The organism is Rahnella variigena (genome assembly GCF_003610915.1).
Taxonomy (GTDB): Bacteria; Pseudomonadota; Gammaproteobacteria; order Enterobacterales; family Enterobacteriaceae; genus Rahnella; species Rahnella variigena.
Genome location: NZ_NSDJ01000001.1, coordinates 515,318 through 530,037, shown reverse-complemented (window position 1 = coordinate 530,037; position 14,720 = coordinate 515,318). Strand labels below are relative to the sequence as shown.

The 14,720-nt window shown below is 47.0% G+C and carries 14 protein-coding genes; 7 read left to right on the top strand and 7 right to left on the bottom strand.

Going from position 1 to position 14,720, the window contains the following annotated elements:
• The first annotated feature begins 30 nt into the window (after window positions 1-30).
• Complete coding sequence (prlC, locus tag CKQ54_RS02455) at window positions 31-2,091, top strand: oligopeptidase A (protein WP_120163481.1); 2,061 nt, start codon at window positions 31-33, stop codon at window positions 2,089-2,091.
• 9 nt (window positions 2,092-2,100) lie between these two features.
• The gene (gene rsmJ, locus CKQ54_RS02450; protein WP_120163480.1) at window positions 2,101-2,847 is read left to right on the top strand and encodes a 16S rRNA (guanine(1516)-N(2))-methyltransferase RsmJ; all 747 of its coding nucleotides are present in this window, start codon (window positions 2,101-2,103) and stop codon (window positions 2,845-2,847) included.
• Window positions 2,848-2,921: 74 nt separating this feature from the next.
• Here the strand turns inward: rsmJ and CKQ54_RS02445 are convergent, their stop codons facing one another.
• The 3 genes from CKQ54_RS02445 to uspA form a co-directional block, all read right to left on the bottom strand.
• Window positions 2,922-3,284 (bottom strand): hypothetical protein, encoded by a 363-nt coding sequence (locus tag CKQ54_RS02445; protein ID WP_113876938.1) that lies wholly within the window; start codon window positions 3,282-3,284, stop codon window positions 2,922-2,924.
• Window positions 3,285-3,322: 38 nt separating this feature from the next.
• Window positions 3,323-3,616, bottom strand: coding sequence for an ADP-ribosyl-(dinitrogen reductase) hydrolase (locus CKQ54_RS02440; RefSeq protein WP_113876939.1), 294 nt, complete (start codon window positions 3,614-3,616; stop codon window positions 3,323-3,325).
• 229 nt (window positions 3,617-3,845) lie between these two features.
• A complete protein-coding gene (gene uspA / locus CKQ54_RS02435; RefSeq protein ID WP_014333460.1) occupies window positions 3,846-4,286 on the bottom strand; it encodes a universal stress protein UspA in 441 nt (146 codons plus the stop codon).
• A 339-nt stretch (window positions 4,287-4,625) separates the two neighbouring features.
• On the opposite strand from uspA, the gene uspB reads away from it, so the two are divergent.
• Window positions 4,626-4,961, top strand: coding sequence for a universal stress protein UspB (uspB, locus tag CKQ54_RS02430; RefSeq protein ID WP_112288044.1), 336 nt, complete (start codon window positions 4,626-4,628; stop codon window positions 4,959-4,961).
• 211 nt (window positions 4,962-5,172) lie between these two features.
• Here uspB and pitA read toward each other — a convergent pair whose 3' ends face one another.
• Window positions 5,173-6,678, bottom strand: a complete 1,506-nt coding sequence (gene pitA / locus CKQ54_RS02425; RefSeq protein WP_112288043.1) for an inorganic phosphate transporter PitA — start codon at window positions 6,676-6,678, stop codon at window positions 5,173-5,175.
• A gap of 320 nt (window positions 6,679-6,998) precedes the next feature.
• On the opposite strand from pitA, the gene CKQ54_RS02420 reads away from it, so the two are divergent.
• Window positions 6,999-8,213 carry a BaiN/RdsA family NAD(P)/FAD-dependent oxidoreductase gene (locus CKQ54_RS02420; protein WP_120163479.1) on the top strand — a complete coding sequence of 405 codons (1,215 nt, stop codon included), beginning with the start codon at window positions 6,999-7,001 and terminating at the stop codon, window positions 8,211-8,213.
• Window positions 8,214-8,269: 56 nt separating this feature from the next.
• On the opposite strand, the gene CKQ54_RS02415 is transcribed toward CKQ54_RS02420, so the two are convergent.
• Entirely contained in the window at window positions 8,270-8,761 is a 492-nt protein-coding gene (locus tag CKQ54_RS02415) for a hypothetical protein (RefSeq protein WP_120163478.1), read from the bottom strand.
• Between the two features lie 239 nt (window positions 8,762-9,000).
• A complete protein-coding gene (locus tag CKQ54_RS02410) occupies window positions 9,001-9,885 on the bottom strand; it encodes a LysR family transcriptional regulator (protein WP_120163477.1) in 885 nt (294 codons plus the stop codon).
• Between the two features lie 143 nt (window positions 9,886-10,028).
• On the opposite strand from CKQ54_RS02410, the gene CKQ54_RS02405 reads away from it, so the two are divergent.
• Entirely contained in the window at window positions 10,029-10,295 is a 267-nt protein-coding gene (locus CKQ54_RS02405) for a hypothetical protein (protein WP_120163476.1), read from the top strand.
• A 678-nt stretch (window positions 10,296-10,973) separates the two neighbouring features.
• Window positions 10,974-11,588 (top strand): helix-turn-helix transcriptional regulator, encoded by a 615-nt coding sequence (locus CKQ54_RS02400; RefSeq protein WP_120163475.1) that lies wholly within the window; start codon window positions 10,974-10,976, stop codon window positions 11,586-11,588.
• Window positions 11,589-11,699: 111 nt separating this feature from the next.
• Here the strand turns inward: CKQ54_RS02400 and CKQ54_RS02395 are convergent, their stop codons facing one another.
• Window positions 11,700-12,284, bottom strand: coding sequence for a helix-turn-helix domain-containing protein (locus CKQ54_RS02395; RefSeq protein ID WP_120163474.1), 585 nt, complete (start codon window positions 12,282-12,284; stop codon window positions 11,700-11,702).
• A 1,073-nt stretch (window positions 12,285-13,357) separates the two neighbouring features.
• On the opposite strand from CKQ54_RS02395, the gene CKQ54_RS02390 reads away from it, so the two are divergent.
• A complete protein-coding gene (locus CKQ54_RS02390; RefSeq protein ID WP_113876945.1) occupies window positions 13,358-14,716 on the top strand; it encodes a TolC family outer membrane protein in 1,359 nt (452 codons plus the stop codon).
• Window positions 14,717-14,720: the final 4 nt, after the last annotated feature.

Sequence of the window (14,720 nt, the reverse complement as noted above, 5' to 3'; positions counted from 1 at the left end):
CCCCAAACGCTATTACGAAGGACTGGCCCTATGACTGAACAGCAAAACGCGTCGAATCCGCTCTTAAAACCGTTCGCCCTGCCACCTTTCTCTGCGATCAAGCCTGAACATATTGTCCCTGCGATGAAATCCGCTATCGAAGAAAGCCGCCAGACGATTGAACGCGTCGTCGCGCAGGGTGCGCCTTATACGTGGGAAAACCTGTGTCAGCCGCTGGCCGAAAGTGACGATCGCCTGAGCCGTATCTGGTCGCCGATCGGGCATCTCAATGCAGTGAAAAACAGCCCGGAACTGCGAGAAGCTTACGAGCAATGCCTGCCCATTCTGTCTGAATTCAGCACCTGGACCGGGCAGCATGCCGGTTTGTATCAGGCATACCGCGATTTAAAAGACAGCGAACATTTCAGCACGCTTTCTCTGGCGCAGAAAAAAGCCATTGATAACGCGCTGCGTGATTTCGAGTTATCCGGCATTGGTTTGCCGATGGAAAAACAAAAACGCTATGGCGAAATTTCCGCGCGTCTGTCTGAGCTGGGTTCGACCTACAGCAACAACGTGCTCGATGCCACTATGGGCTGGAGCAAACTCATCACGGATGAGAATGACCTGAAAGGTCTGCCGGAAAGCGCACTGGCCGCGGCGAAGGCGCTGGCGGAATCGAAAGAGCAGGAAGGCTGGTTGTTAACGCTGGATATCCCAAGCTATCTGCCGGTGATCACGTACTGCGAAAACCGTGAACTGCGCGAAGAAATGTATCGAGCGTTCGCGACCCGGGCGTCCGATCAGGGCCCGAATGCCGGTAAGTGGGACAACAGCGAAGTGATGGCTGAAGAACTGGCGCTGCGTCACGAACTGGCTCAGCTGTTAGGTTTTGATTCCTTCGCGGATATGTCGCTCGCCACCAAAATGGCCGAAAGCCCGAAACAGGTGATCGACTTCCTGAGCGGTCTGGCAAAACGTGCGCGTCCGCAGGGCGAGCAGGAACTAGCGCAGCTGCGAGCTTTCGCCAAAGAACATTTCGGCGTGGATGAAATGGAAGCCTGGGATTTGCCGTTCTACGGTGAAAAACAGAAACAGCATCTGTTCTCTATCAACGACGAGCAGTTACGCCCGTACTTCCCTGAACAGCGTGCGCTGGAAGGGCTGTTCGAAGTGGTGAAACGCATTTACGGCATCACCGCCAAAGAACGTAAAGACGTAGAAACCTGGCACAAAGACGTGCGTTTCTTCGATCTGTTCGATGAAACCGGCGACTTGCGCGGCAGTTTCTATCTCGACCTGTATGCCCGCGAGCACAAACGCGGTGGCGCATGGATGAATGACTGCGTCGGCAGCATGCGTAAAGCGGACGGCGAACTGCAAAAACCGGTCGCGTATCTCACCTGTAACTTTAACGGTCCGGTGGGCAACAAACCGGCGCTGTTCACGCACAACGAAGTCACCACGCTGTTCCATGAGTTCGGTCACGGCCTGCATCATATGCTGACCCGCATCGACACCCCGGGAGTGGCCGGTATTTCCGGTGTACCGTGGGATGCTGTCGAGCTGCCAAGTCAGTTTATGGAAAACTGGTGCTGGGAGCCGGACGCACTGGCATTTATCTCTGGTCATTTCGAAACCGGCGAACCGTTGCCGAAAGAGATGCTGGATAAAATGCTGGCGGCGAAGAACTATCAGGCGGCGCTGTTTATCCTGCGTCAGCTGGAGTTCGGTCTGTTTGATTTCCGTATGCATGCGGAATATGACCCGGCCAAAGGCGCGCAAATCCTGCAAACGCTGGCAGAAATCAAGAAACAGGTTGCCGTGGTGCCGTCACCGTCATGGGGACGCTTCCCGCACGCCTTCAGCCACATCTTTGCAGGCGGTTATGCGGCGGGTTATTACAGCTATCTGTGGGCGGAAGTGCTGTCGGCCGATGCCTATTCCCGCTTTGAAGAAGAAGGAATTTTCAACCGCGAAACCGGTCAGTCGTTCCTGGATAACATTCTGTCGCGCGGCGGTTCCGAAGAGCCAATGGAGCTGTTCAAACGCTTCCGCGGGCGTGAGCCGCAGCTGGATGCTATGCTGCGCCACTACGGAATCAAAGGATAACCTCTGCCTGTGAGTGTGTGTTTACTGTGTGAAGAAGGCGCCGATGAAGGCGCCTTATCTGTTCTGGCGCAGCGCTGGAATCTGACGTCTGACCCGGATGCCGTGATGGCGCTGGTGCTGACGCCTGAACGTCTGGAATTACGCAAACGCGACGAGCCCAAACTCGGCGCGATTTTTGTCGATTTCGTCGGCGGCACGATGGCGCATCGTCGCAAATTCGGTGGCGGACGTGGCGAAGCGGTAGCGAAAGCCGTCGGTATCAAAGGCAGTTATCTGCCGGATGTGGTCGATGCGACCGCAGGACTGGGCCGCGATGCGTTTGTGCTGGCCTCTCTGGGCTGCAAAGTGCGGATGCTGGAGCGCAATCCGGTCGTCGCGGCATTGCTCGATGACGGGCTGACGCGTGGCTATCGTGATGCAGAAATCGGCCCGTGGTTGCGTGAGCGCATGACGCTGCTGCATGCTTCAAGTCTGACGGCGCTTTCTGAGCTTTCACCAAAGCCGGAAGTGGTGTATCTCGACCCGATGTATCCGCACAAACAGAAAAGTGCGCTGGTGAAGAAAGAGATGCGGGTGTTTCAGGGTTTAGTCGGCCCGGATGAAGATGCCGACGGCCTGCTGGAACCGGCGCGCCGCTTAGCGACTAAACGTATCGTGGTAAAACGTCCGGACTATGCGCCGCCAATGGCTGATATCGCCGCACAGGCCGCAGTTGTGACCAAGAGTCACCGGTTTGATATTTATACGCCGTTATAGAAAGCCTTTGTTGTATCTCAACGAGATGAAAAAGAAACCAGAAAGCACTGCGCATACGTTCTGGTTTCTTATTTTCATGCCTGATTACGCAAATCCTCAATAAACTCAGTGACTGGTACGGTTTTTTCGCGATCCCGTTGTGCCTCGTCGATCTTGTTTAACTGCTCAATAAGGATTTTTTTCATTTCAGCTTCTGCAAAGCGCGTGAGCAAATCCCTGACCATCGGCTGGTAACCAATCTGGTGATGTGCCGCGATAGTTTTCAGGTTATTGAGCAGCGACTTTTGCAGCCTGATTGAAATTGCCTGAAGTTCCATCATGTCATCGTACTCAGCGGCCTCAGACGGGGAAACCGCTTCTGCGTGTTCTTCGGATGCACCTAGTTCGCGGTTATCCCACATTTCTGCATTATCCTGAGCATCCTGGCGGGTTTTCATAATGTCTTCCTCTAAATTTGGAGCGTGACTGCCGATTTTCAAAGAGCACCTTTACTGGCGTAAATTCGCCTTTCAATTTCGTTAGGCTCGAAAGCTGATTTTAGCTGAGCCGGGAGCCCGTTATAGGGTGGCACAAAGCAAATTTTAAGTGTCCGGCCTCTGTTCGTTTCAGCAATAAACCACAAGGTGGGCGGCGTCGTCAGGTGCTTCTCTCGGGTATCCTTAAGGTAATTACCCTCACGGTTGGCAAAACATTCGAAGACCTCTTTCTCCACAACACTGTGTTTTACGAACAATTTCTCTTTCACTGCCGCTGAAAACTGGATTTTCATGATACATCCTGTATGAAAAACTTCATCCGTATATACCTAACATTTTAATTTATTATGTCTAATAAACAGATAGATATTGATTTTATGCAGATATGAAAATTTTCTGTATATACAAAATACGCTTTTGCTCAGGGATTGACCAGAATTCCACGTTAAAATCTCATAAAAAAATGCCCGCCGGTTTTCACCTGCGGGCATTTTTATGTCAGCGTTAACGCAATAATACGTCTTACGCTTCTTCTTCCTCATCGCGCAAAGGCACGATCAGCATGTCGATGTGAACGGTGTTGATCAGCTGACGCGCGGACGACATCAGTTTGCTCCAGAAATCCTGGTGATGGCCGCACAGCACTAAATCCACGCCATATTTATTAATGGCATCCACCAGCACCTGCGCTAAATCACCGCTGCCGCTCAGGGTTTCTGAAATCGGGTAACCGGCGTTTTGCGACAGTTCGTTCAGTGCGTGGTGCGTCTCTTCGGAAATGCGTTTCTGCATGTCGCCCAGATTGACGTCGATAAGACCGGTGTACAGGTCTGAATAGTTCACATCAACGTGGATCAGGGACACCTTGGCGTTATACGGACGCGCCATGGAAACCGCTTTCTCGACTAAAACTTTGCTCTCAGGTGAGAGGTCAACAGCAATCAATATGTGTTTGTAAGCCATAAGAAAACTCCTTCCATAAGTCGGTTAATAGCAATATCAGCATCATGCGAATGTCATGACTTCAGTATAGCGCCAAAATGGTCAGAGAAATCAAGCATACAGATCCCATTTCCAAATCCGGGCATCTATAGATAGAAATAATATGAACAGTTCGGGATTCGTTTCCTACACTCAATAATGCAGGCTTCTCCTGCTTTGGCAATCTTCTGTGGTACGAAAAGAGGGCGGGCGCAGTTTGCCCGGGGGTGTGAAATTGCGGAAAGGCAGGGCGAAACGTCGGGTATGCGCCGCTATTTTACCGGTGCATTGCGCGGTGTCAGTTCGCCTTGAGGGGGAATCATGATCAGTCCCGTTGCGCTGTTTTGGGCTTTATGTTTTGTGTGTGTCGTGAATATGCTGCGCTATTACTCTTCTTTGCGCGCATTGCTGGTGGTACTGCGGGGGTGCGATCCGCTGCTGTATCAATACGTTGATGGCGGGGGATTCTTCACGTCGCACGGTCAGCCGAGCAAACAAATAAGACTGGTGCGTTACATTTATGCTCAGCGCTATGTTGAACATCACGATCCTGAGTTTATCCGCCGCTGTGAACGGGTCCGCGGTCAGTTTATGCTGACAACTGCACTGGTCGGATTAATTTTAATCAGTATGTTAGCGATGCTGATCTGGTACTAGCATACCCTTCGTACTTGAAGCTGCAGCGGCGTTAGCGGCTCTCGTTCACCCGAATCACTGACCTGTGTCAGCACATCGGGATTCTCTCGCTTGCTGCCTTGCTGCAACTCCAATTACTTTGGTTATGAATTAGGGAGGATGTGTGAAAAAGGAAAAAAAAAGGCGACCGCTGCTGAGCAGGGTCGCCTTTTTAATGCCGTTCAGAAAGCTATCAGATCAGCTTCAGCGCAAGCCAGTACAGCACGCCGGAAAGGACAATCGACACTGGCAGGGTTAAGATCCACGCCATTGCAATGTTCTTCACGGTCTTCGACTGCACACCGCCGCCATCCACAATCATGGTCCCTGCAACCGCAGAAGACAGCACGTGTGTGGTGGAAACCGGCATACCCGTATAGCTGGCAACGCCGATAGAAACGGCCGCGGTCAGCTGTGCAGACAAGCCTTGTGCGTACGTCATGCCTTTCTTACCAATCTTCTCACCGATGGTGGTCGCCACGCGTTTCCAGCCAATCATGGTACCCAGTGCCAGCGCCAGAGCGACAGCAATGATGATCCAGATTGGTGCGTATTCAACGGTTTGCAGAATGTCTGTTTTCAGCTCGCCGAGGAAGCGTTTATCCGCAGGAGAGGTTTCCGGCAGCTTGGCCACTTTATCCGCAGTATCAGAAACACACATCAGCAGACGGCGCATATGGCTGCGTTCTTCCGGTGCCAGGTCGCTGTAAGACTGAAGATTGGTCAGCAGTGTTTGCGCGCGGCCGATAGCGTCAAGTGCGTGGCTGCTGTCGCAGTGGAACACTTTAGGCTCATCAGTCGGTGCGATATTGACGTCCGGTGCAGGCACCATTGGCGTCTGTGCAACCACGTGCGGCACGGCATCAACATGTTGCTGATAATACTGGCCGAGGTGAGTCACGGCGTCGCGGGTACGGGTAATGTCGTAACCGGTCGCGTTCATATTCACCACAAAACCCGCTGGCGCCACGCCAATCAGCACCAGCATGATCAGACCGATACCCTTCTGACCATCGTTAGCGCCGTGAGAGAAACTCACGCCGATAGCCGACAGAATCAGGCCGGTACGTGTCCAGAATGGCGGCTTTTTCTTGCCGTCTTTCTTCTCACGTTCCGCCGGTGTCAGGTGGATACGGGCATGTTTCTTATTGCCACTCCAGTAACGGCGCAGCAGGAAAATCATGGTACCCGCGATAATCATCCCGACCAGCGGAGAGATAATCAGCGAAGCAAAAATACCAATCATTTTAGGGATGTTTAACGCATCGACCACGGAAGTGTGAGTCATTAATGCATTGGTCAGCCCTACGCCAATGATGGCGCCGATAAGGGTATGGGAACTGGACGCCGGCAAACCAAAATACCAGGTGCCGAGATTCCAGATGATCGCCGCCAGTAACATAGAGAACACCATGGCAAGGCCATGTGCGGAACCTACATTGAGCAGCAGATCGGTTGGGAGTAAATGGACGATGGCATAGGCCACGCTCAAACCACCGAGCAGGACGCCAAAGAAGTTAAATACCCCTGCCATCACGACCGCTAATTGCGAACGCATTGCCCGGGTATAGATGACGGTTGCTACTGCGTTGGCCGTATCATGGAAGCCGTTAATCGCTTCGTAGAACAGAACAAACAGTAACGCGAGAATCAATAACGAACCGGTATGAATATCCAACCCGGCAAATAGATGCAGCATAATTGTTACGCCAGTTAGTGGTCATGAACGCCGCGCATTATCTGCGAGAACAGGGTGAGGGGAAAAGGAAAATATGACATTTTTTTGACTAAAAACAGTTCAAAAATCACGTTTGTTTCAATTAAATTTTTATTTATCAAAATCTTATTCCTCCTTTGCCAGCTGAAACATTTCCTTACGACGTTCAGAAAGCAAGCTGTCTGACTGGTTTAAGACGCGTCTGTCCCTTACAATTCGCGCCACTCAGGGGGCAGCACGCCCGCTCAGAAGGGGAAACCCTATCTAAAACGTAGTCGAATATTCATAAAGAGAGGCCGAAAGTGGAACAGGTTGATGTGGTCGTCATTGGTGCAGGTGCTGCAGGTATGTTCTGTGCGGCACAGGCCGGACAGGGTGGCTGCCGGGTTCTGCTGCTGGATAATGGCAAAAAAACCGGACGTAAAATCCTGATGTCGGGGGGCGGACGCTGCAACTTCACGAATCTCTACGCCGAGCCGGCGGCTTATCTTTCTGAAAATCCGCATTTCTGTAAATCTGCACTGGCGCGTTACACCCAGTGGGATTTCATCGATATGGTCAACCGTTACAATATCGCCTGGCATGAGAAAACCCTCGGCCAGCTTTTCTGTGATGACTCCGCGCAGCAGATTGTGGCGATGCTCGATAAAGAGTGCGAAACGGGTAACGTTGATGTGCGTCTGAGAAGTGAAATCACCGACGTTCAGAAAACGGAAGAAGGCTTTGTTATCAACGTGAACGGCTCAGCTGTGAGTACTCACTCACTTGTTGTTGCCAGCGGTGGGCTTTCGATGCCGGGACTCGGCGCTTCGCCTTTTGGTTACCGTCTGGCGGAACAGTTTGGCCTGAAAGTGTTGCCGACCCGTGCCGGTCTGGTGCCGTTTACCCTGCACAAACCGCTGCTTGAACATTTACAGACGCTTTCCGGCGTTTCCGTTCCTGCGGTGCTGACCGCCGAAGACGGTACGGTGTTCCGGGAAAGCATTCTGTTTACTCACCGTGGTCTTTCCGGTCCGGCTGTTTTACAACTTTCAAGCTACTGGCAGCCTGGAGAGTTTGTAAGTGTTAACTTACTCCCTGATGTCGATCTGGCGGCGTTTCTGAATACGCAGCGTCAGGAGCATCCTAATCAGAGCCTGAAGAATACGCTGGCGATGCAACTGCCGAAGCGTCTGGTGGAATGTTTGCAAACGCTGGGACAGCTTCCGGATGTGACGCTCAAACAGCTAAACGTGCCGCAACAGGCCGCACTGGTGGAACAGCTGCAAAACTGGCAGGTGCAGCCGAATGGCACCGAAGGTTACCGCACGGCAGAAGTGACACTCGGCGGTGTCGATACCAAAGAGTTGTCTTCTAAAACGATGGCGGCGGCGAAAGTCCCCGGTTTGTATTTCATCGGCGAAGTGGTGGATGTGACCGGCTGGCTCGGCGGGTATAACTTCCAGTGGGCCTGGAGTTCGGCGTGGGCGTGTGCGCAAGATTTGGTGGCGCGGTCGTTCGCCGTGAATCAGCCCTAAATGGATATCTGAGCAGTCGGAGAGGTTTCCCAGCTGCTCATCATTTTTTCGTCTTATTAAAAGTATTTGTTAACGCCAAAATCAATTTTCTCATGCATTGCCACAAACGCAATCAGCCTGTTAGGGATGATGATTTCAATTCCACCCTCATCATCATGAGGGCCCTGATAACAAAATCCCAGCCTCCCCAGCGCGGGAATTAAGGGGCTTTTTAGTTTAATGACAGATGTTTTCATGTCCTCTGGCAGGGCATCTATAATCATTCTGGCTTTAGCAAAACCGGTAATACTTGAGTTCTCCAGTTCCGGTCCTTTACATATAAGCACTTTCATATCATGGATAAGCGTGACCGTATGCCCGTAGGGATGCTGGTAATCAACACGATATCCCGCCGCCACATTTTTAGTTTTGGCCACGTAAAATCCGGCCCAGTCAGCCTCCCTCGGAAAGGATGAGTGCAGCGTACGCATATGATCAAGCTGCTGGTATGCAGCAACTTTAAAACCGATGTGGCCTTTTCTGAGAATGCTTCTTTCAATAGTAATCATATTATTCTTCTAATAAATTATGTGGGGCTGGAATTCACCTTATCGGAAGTGAATAGCTGATTTTATTATGGTAACTGATATATAATATCAAAGCTGTGTTCCTAAATGCATTTAGTTAAATTACAATTGTGTTTAGGAAACTTAATTATTGGTTATTAGCCGGAATATGTAACATTAATTTTTACATGTGAACTGCATTGGTTATGTATTTCACACAATGCGCCGTCATTATTTATTTTCTAATTCTTCAGCAATTGGATAATCCATTCCAGTCTCTCGTCATTTTTCGCCTTACTGTGAATATAAGCATAAATATCAATAGTATCTTCCTCCATCCAGGGGATTTCGACACTGCGCACGTTTAAGTGTACGGGGATGTGCTTGAGCAGGAATGCCGGAAAGAACATCACAGCATCACTTTTTTCAATACAGTAAAGCATATTAATCAGCGAGTTAGATCTGTAACGGATATTCCTCTGATGAGACAATCCATACAGCTTCTCAGGAAGGTAAGCGCTGGTTTCGGCGGAGCTGAGAACGATATGTTCCTCTGCCATCCACTGCTCGTCGCTCAATTGGTTTTTTATACGGGGATGTCCTTTCCGGCACAAACCCACGATCCGTGACTGGGCAATCTTTGTTGAAATGAACGAGTGGTTATGTCTGATGGCTGAGCCAATATCAATGTCGACTTCTCTTGATACCAGCGCGGTGCTCCGCTGGTCTTCCAGCATGATGCGGTTGTTAAAGGTAAAATTTAACTCCTGGGGAAATTTTTTATTTTTTAATAACTTATCAACCAAATAATATTCAATCATCGTATTTGTTCTGATAATAACATTGGAAATTTCAGGGGGATCATCAGTACTCACCATTAAGGAATGGGATATTTCTTCGTCAACATTTTTAAACGAGGGATAAAGCTGGTTAGCAAGCGGTGTGGCTTTTAGTCCTTTGACGGATTTGATGAATAAGGGGTCATTGTAATAATCACGGAGTTTATTTAATGCATAGGTCAGCGTGGGTGACGATATTCCTAATGCTTGTGCAGATTTACTCATGCTTCTGGTTTCATACACCAGCACCAGCGTTTTGATGAGATTGTAGTCAAATTTATTGTTCATTTTCAGTTATTCTTTCTTTGATCAAGTACTTAGTTCAGGTGATATAAAAAATTCAAAGCACGACTTCGAAAAACCTCTATTGTGTCTTATCTCAGGGGAATGCTTAATAACACCTGTTGCCGTGCTAATGAAAAGAAGGTGTGATGAAAGTCCTGACTGATAAACCGACATTTGAAAAATGGTTTGTAGAAGATTATTTGAATATTAACCATAACCCTATGAATCCCTCGATTCTCACTGATGAAGAATTGGACATCGCCCTTTCTGAATCTGCGCCAGAGTCATTCCCGTGTCTGGTTTTCATGGGAGCCCAGGATATTTATTCTGATGGAAATCAGTTGCGGTATATCTACAAGGACGAGTTAAGGCTAATGCAAGAATTACTGGAAGGGAAAGGATTTAGTCATTGAAAGTGGAATAAAATTATTTCAAAAGGATAACCAAAATATCCAAAGTGTATAAAAGAAGTCCTTATCATTGATTTGGTGAATGCATTCGAATGCGAAGGGCACTTTACTGCGTCCTTTGCATTCTGTCTGATCAGTGAAACACCCCGCCACAGATCCCACTATACCTGACCTGCTATGACCGGCACGGCAGAACCGCCTGGATGAGGTAATAGATTTGTTATTTTGTGCTCAAAATTAATCAATCCTGCCTTCTGATTTTTTTCACTTAAGAAACTAGAAAATTCCTAAGCAAAGTGAGTAAAAAGAGCGATATGTTTAGTGATCATTGAGTATTGGTGATTATTTGCCATTTTCTCCATCCAAATTATAACGTTGTTATACATGTCAATCAGACTGGAAAAATAGTTGAAAGCAAATATAAACAGAGAATGCGACTATTTATTATTTATGATTAGTGTTTTATGCTGCTTGAATGTTAATGGCTGGTGATTAATTTCTTGTTTTTTGGTTATTTACAGATTTATCTAATATGTTTAGAAAATTCCTAAGTCCGCCCGCCCGACCTCCCCGCTATCGACATGTCAAAACAGCCTCACTAAGATTAGCCCGTGTTCAGGAGGATTAGGATTTTTCCTCAGAAAAGAATTACAACGGAAAGTACTACCAATGGAATGATAAATGAAACAAACAGTTGTTATCCACTCTGGCTATTATGAGATGCTGACGCTCTCGTCTATCCTTAATCATGTTAATTCAAAAGTTAACTTATTTACTTCATTGAATGAGTTCTACGAATCTGGAATCGGCATGAGCGTAGACTGCATTATTATTGAGATAAATAATAACGTAGAAAACTTTAACTCTGTGATTAAGTTCATCCGGAGAATGGATTTTTTATACAAGCCACCGCGCGTCATTGTAATCACTAAAATAGAACAATACGACAGACTGACACGCCTGGTTGAAGAGAACATTGATATGCTCATCTCTGAACAGGAAGAGTTAACGGTGCTGAGAAAGATGCTCATTACCGGTGTTGTTGACCTTAATTATCAGATGACAATCAGCCCCTATTTAAACAGAAAGAAAAATGAAGTATTTCATCCGGCGAGAATGTGTCTGACCTCAATGGAACGCGAAGTGTTATGTGAGATTAAAAGCATGAAGACCAATTCGGGTGTAGCGCAAAAAATGGGGAAGAGCAGTAAGACGATCAGTACCCACAAGCGAAATGCCATGAAAAAATTGGGGCTTAAAAATTCGATAGATTTGTACAAGTATCTTATGCAGTGATCAGTGCACAGATTTTCTTGCCCGGATACCCTGAAAAGTCGTCTTTATAAGGCAAAAAAGCTATCGATAAACGATAGCTTTTTTTATAGATGAAATACCGAGGCCTGGCTGTCATACAGAATGATTGAGCACACGATTAAGGTAGTGAAACAGCTCTTTGGTACTTTTAAGACCGAGCTTTCTCATCGCGCTGTATTTGTAGTAATAAAGGTTAGAAATTGGAATTGCCGTGATTTTCTCAATGCTTTTCATTCGCTGGTTCTTTGACAGGCAGCGGAGCAGAATGACTTCGTTTTTACTGAGCAAATAGTCCTCAAGAAAAGGTTTGATTGAGTCGTATTTCCCTTTCAATAAGCTGTCAAAGAAGAAATATACTTTCGAGAATGAGTTCTCTTTACATACGCAAAAGTCAGCTAACTTGCTGTTAACAATGATGTTATCACTGAAGATGATGACTTTGCTTTCCTGCTGTGTTTTCGATTTTAAATTATAGATGAATTTATCAATATTAAACTCGAAGCTGATCTCTCCTGGTTCCAGGATATAAACGTCGAAGTTTTCAGCATGTTTATCCAGCGCATCTTCCGCACTGATATGATTGAACGTAATGCCTGAAGTTGTGCGGATTAAAGAAAAGAGGTTTTTTAACCCTACATATGTCAATGTGCATGAGTCAATAAGTGCAATGCGCATCATTAATCCATTCCTTTAAATGCATCGGCTTCCGTAGAGATCATTGCGTATACCTGATAATACATCTCCGTTATTATTACCAAATAAGCTTTCAGGTATACTATCGGGTAAGAATGCAGTCGTCAACGTAACCAAATATGATCATCTTATTATCAAGTAAATAAAATTTGTGAAACCCACAGTGCAACTGCCTGATAATAGATGGTATTTTTTCTATTGCTGACAAAATAAATTACGTGTCTAGGAATATTTTTAATTTCTTCGTTTAATGCTTAAACATTCTTAAGTTAATGTACAAAAACTGACACTCTTAGACACCAGAAAAGAAACCCCACGTTACCTGCTCCCCTTGTAATTTAAATGATTTAACAGACGTGGAAATTGTTGTTTTGAAGATTCCCCCCATAAGAAAAAATCCCTTCAGATAAGGCCATGAATTTTCGTTTCACGAAACTTTCGAAAGAATATCGGATGAAATCTCTGCAAAGGTTGTCCATTTTATCTCGCAATGACGATAAGCGGGTGGCTAATACTTAAGGAGGATTGTCAGATGATGTTTAATCATTATTGCGGGCGACGGCAAGATGTTTTTACATTGTCTTTAAATCATTGTTAACAAAATGTTGCTTTTAATCTGTGAGTGAAAATTTGTTTTTATTCTCTCCTTTTTCATCGGATCACGGTCATGAATGCCTGTTAAAGGGGAAATAACAGGGATTTATTTGTAAGGATTTTGCAAATTATCCTAAGATATGACTGAGTTTTGTAAAGCTATCAATCAAAATGATGCCAATTTTCACTGTAAATCCGCCTTTCAGACGATCAGATTTTTCCCTTTTTTATTAAAAACAACATACTGATTTATAACATTAATCACATTCACCTAATGAATGTGAACATTAGGATTTTTCCACCTTCGTGAATGTATTTCTGCTTACTTACGTAATTTTTGACCACTTTTTCTGCAGCGCGAAGATTGTAATAATGAGACCAGAGTCACAGGAAACAGGGGGCTGGAGGACTGTGCAATGGCTGCACGAGGACGTTCTCCCTAAGGATAATGACAGGAGTGTCAGATGAACAAATGGTCTAAGATTATTGCCATACCGTTAAGCATTTTGGGGGTGTTACTGACATTCCCTGGCGTGGTCTTTGCAAATGTTTCAGAAAATGTCAACGCGTGGGCTAACGCACCTGCGATGAGAGGGCTCGATTCTGTTGATCTGAAATCAACCATCTTGCAGGCATTTTCTCGCAGTCCTTCGGTTACGCAGCAAGCCTATCAGTTGGGTATCGGCCAGGCGCAGATCCGGGAAGCGCAAAGTGCGTGGTATCCGCAGGTGGGGCTGACGGCGAATACTGGCAACTCAACCCAGCAGGATTTTTCTAACAGCCTGAATAATGCGGCTGCCTATGGTCTGACGCTTTCTCAGCTGGTTTATGATTTTGGCAAAACGAATGCCAATGTCAGCCAGCAGAAATCAACGCAGGAAAGCTATCGCTATAAATTACTGGCGACAATGTCTGACGTGGCCGAACAAACCGCGACCGCGTATCTGGACGTATTAAAATATCAGGACCTCACCCGCACGGTTGAGGAAAATATCCGTGCCCTGGAAGACGTCAGAAGAATGTCTTCATTACGTGCGGACGCGGGATTAAGCACCCGTTCTGATGTATTGCAGGCGCAATCGCGTATTTCAGGGATGCGTTCAACGCTGAAACAATATCAGGCGAGTTTATCGGCGGCCAAAGCGCAATTAGAATCGCTGACCGGCGTGAAAGCTAAATATTATCAGCCGTTTGCCGCCAATGATTTTGATAATCCGGTTGTGCCGGAGAATATCGATTATTCGAAAATTCCTACCGTTTTATTTGCACAGACACAGCAAGAATCTGCCTCTTATGAAGTCAGTAAAGCCAAATCGGATTATTTACCGACGCTGAGTTTACAGGCCAGCCGGACGCGTTACGAAACGAATAATAATCCGTACTGGAATAATCAAATCCAGTTACATGTGGATGCGCCGCTCTATCAGGGCGGGGCCGTTTCTGCACGCGTGAGTCAGGCAGAAGGACGCAAAAATATTGCTGCGACGCTCGTTGATCAGGCCAAGCTGGATATCTTGCAAAAAGCGTCAGTAGCTTATGCCAACTGGGCGGGTGCCGAAGGGCAGGTGCAGGCCAGCGCAGCACAGTTGCAGGATTCCATCCGCTCGCGCGATGTGTACAAAAGCGAATATAAACTTAACCAGCGCACGCTGAATGATTTACTCAGCGTAGAGCAGGACGTCTTCCAGGCTGAGTTTTCACAAGTCAGCGCCAAATACGACAGCTGGTATTCACTGATTAATTACACGACGGCGGTAAATAACTTATTGCCTCAGCTTGGAATTAGTCAGGGTGAGAAACAGTCGTTACCCGATCTGAAATAACCTG

Coding starts and splice junctions, on each gene's coding strand:
- CKQ54_RS02415 (WP_120163478.1), bottom strand. CDS start 8,761: ATGATTACTATTGAAAGAAGCATTCTCAGAAAAGGCCACATCGGTTTT.
- CKQ54_RS02440 (WP_113876939.1), bottom strand. CDS start 3,616: ATGAAAATCCAGTTTTCAGCGGCAGTGAAAGAGAAATTGTTCGTAAAA.
- pitA (WP_112288043.1), bottom strand. CDS start 6,678: ATGCTGCATCTATTTGCCGGGTTGGATATTCATACCGGTTCGTTATTG.
- CKQ54_RS02390 (WP_113876945.1), top strand. CDS start 13,358: ATGAACAAATGGTCTAAGATTATTGCCATACCGTTAAGCATTTTGGGG.
- prlC (WP_120163481.1), top strand. CDS start 31: ATGACTGAACAGCAAAACGCGTCGAATCCGCTCTTAAAACCGTTCGCC.
- CKQ54_RS02410 (WP_120163477.1), bottom strand. CDS start 9,885: ATGAACAATAAATTTGACTACAATCTCATCAAAACGCTGGTGCTGGTG.
- uspA (WP_014333460.1), bottom strand. CDS start 4,286: ATGGCTTACAAACACATATTGATTGCTGTTGACCTCTCACCTGAGAGC.
- CKQ54_RS02395 (WP_120163474.1), bottom strand. CDS start 12,284: ATGATGCGCATTGCACTTATTGACTCATGCACATTGACATATGTAGGG.
- CKQ54_RS02405 (WP_120163476.1), top strand. CDS start 10,029: ATGAAAGTCCTGACTGATAAACCGACATTTGAAAAATGGTTTGTAGAA.
- uspB (WP_112288044.1), top strand. CDS start 4,626: ATGATCAGTCCCGTTGCGCTGTTTTGGGCTTTATGTTTTGTGTGTGTC.
- CKQ54_RS02400 (WP_120163475.1), top strand. CDS start 10,974: ATGAAACAAACAGTTGTTATCCACTCTGGCTATTATGAGATGCTGACG.
- CKQ54_RS02445 (WP_113876938.1), bottom strand. CDS start 3,284: ATGAAAACCCGCCAGGATGCTCAGGATAATGCAGAAATGTGGGATAAC.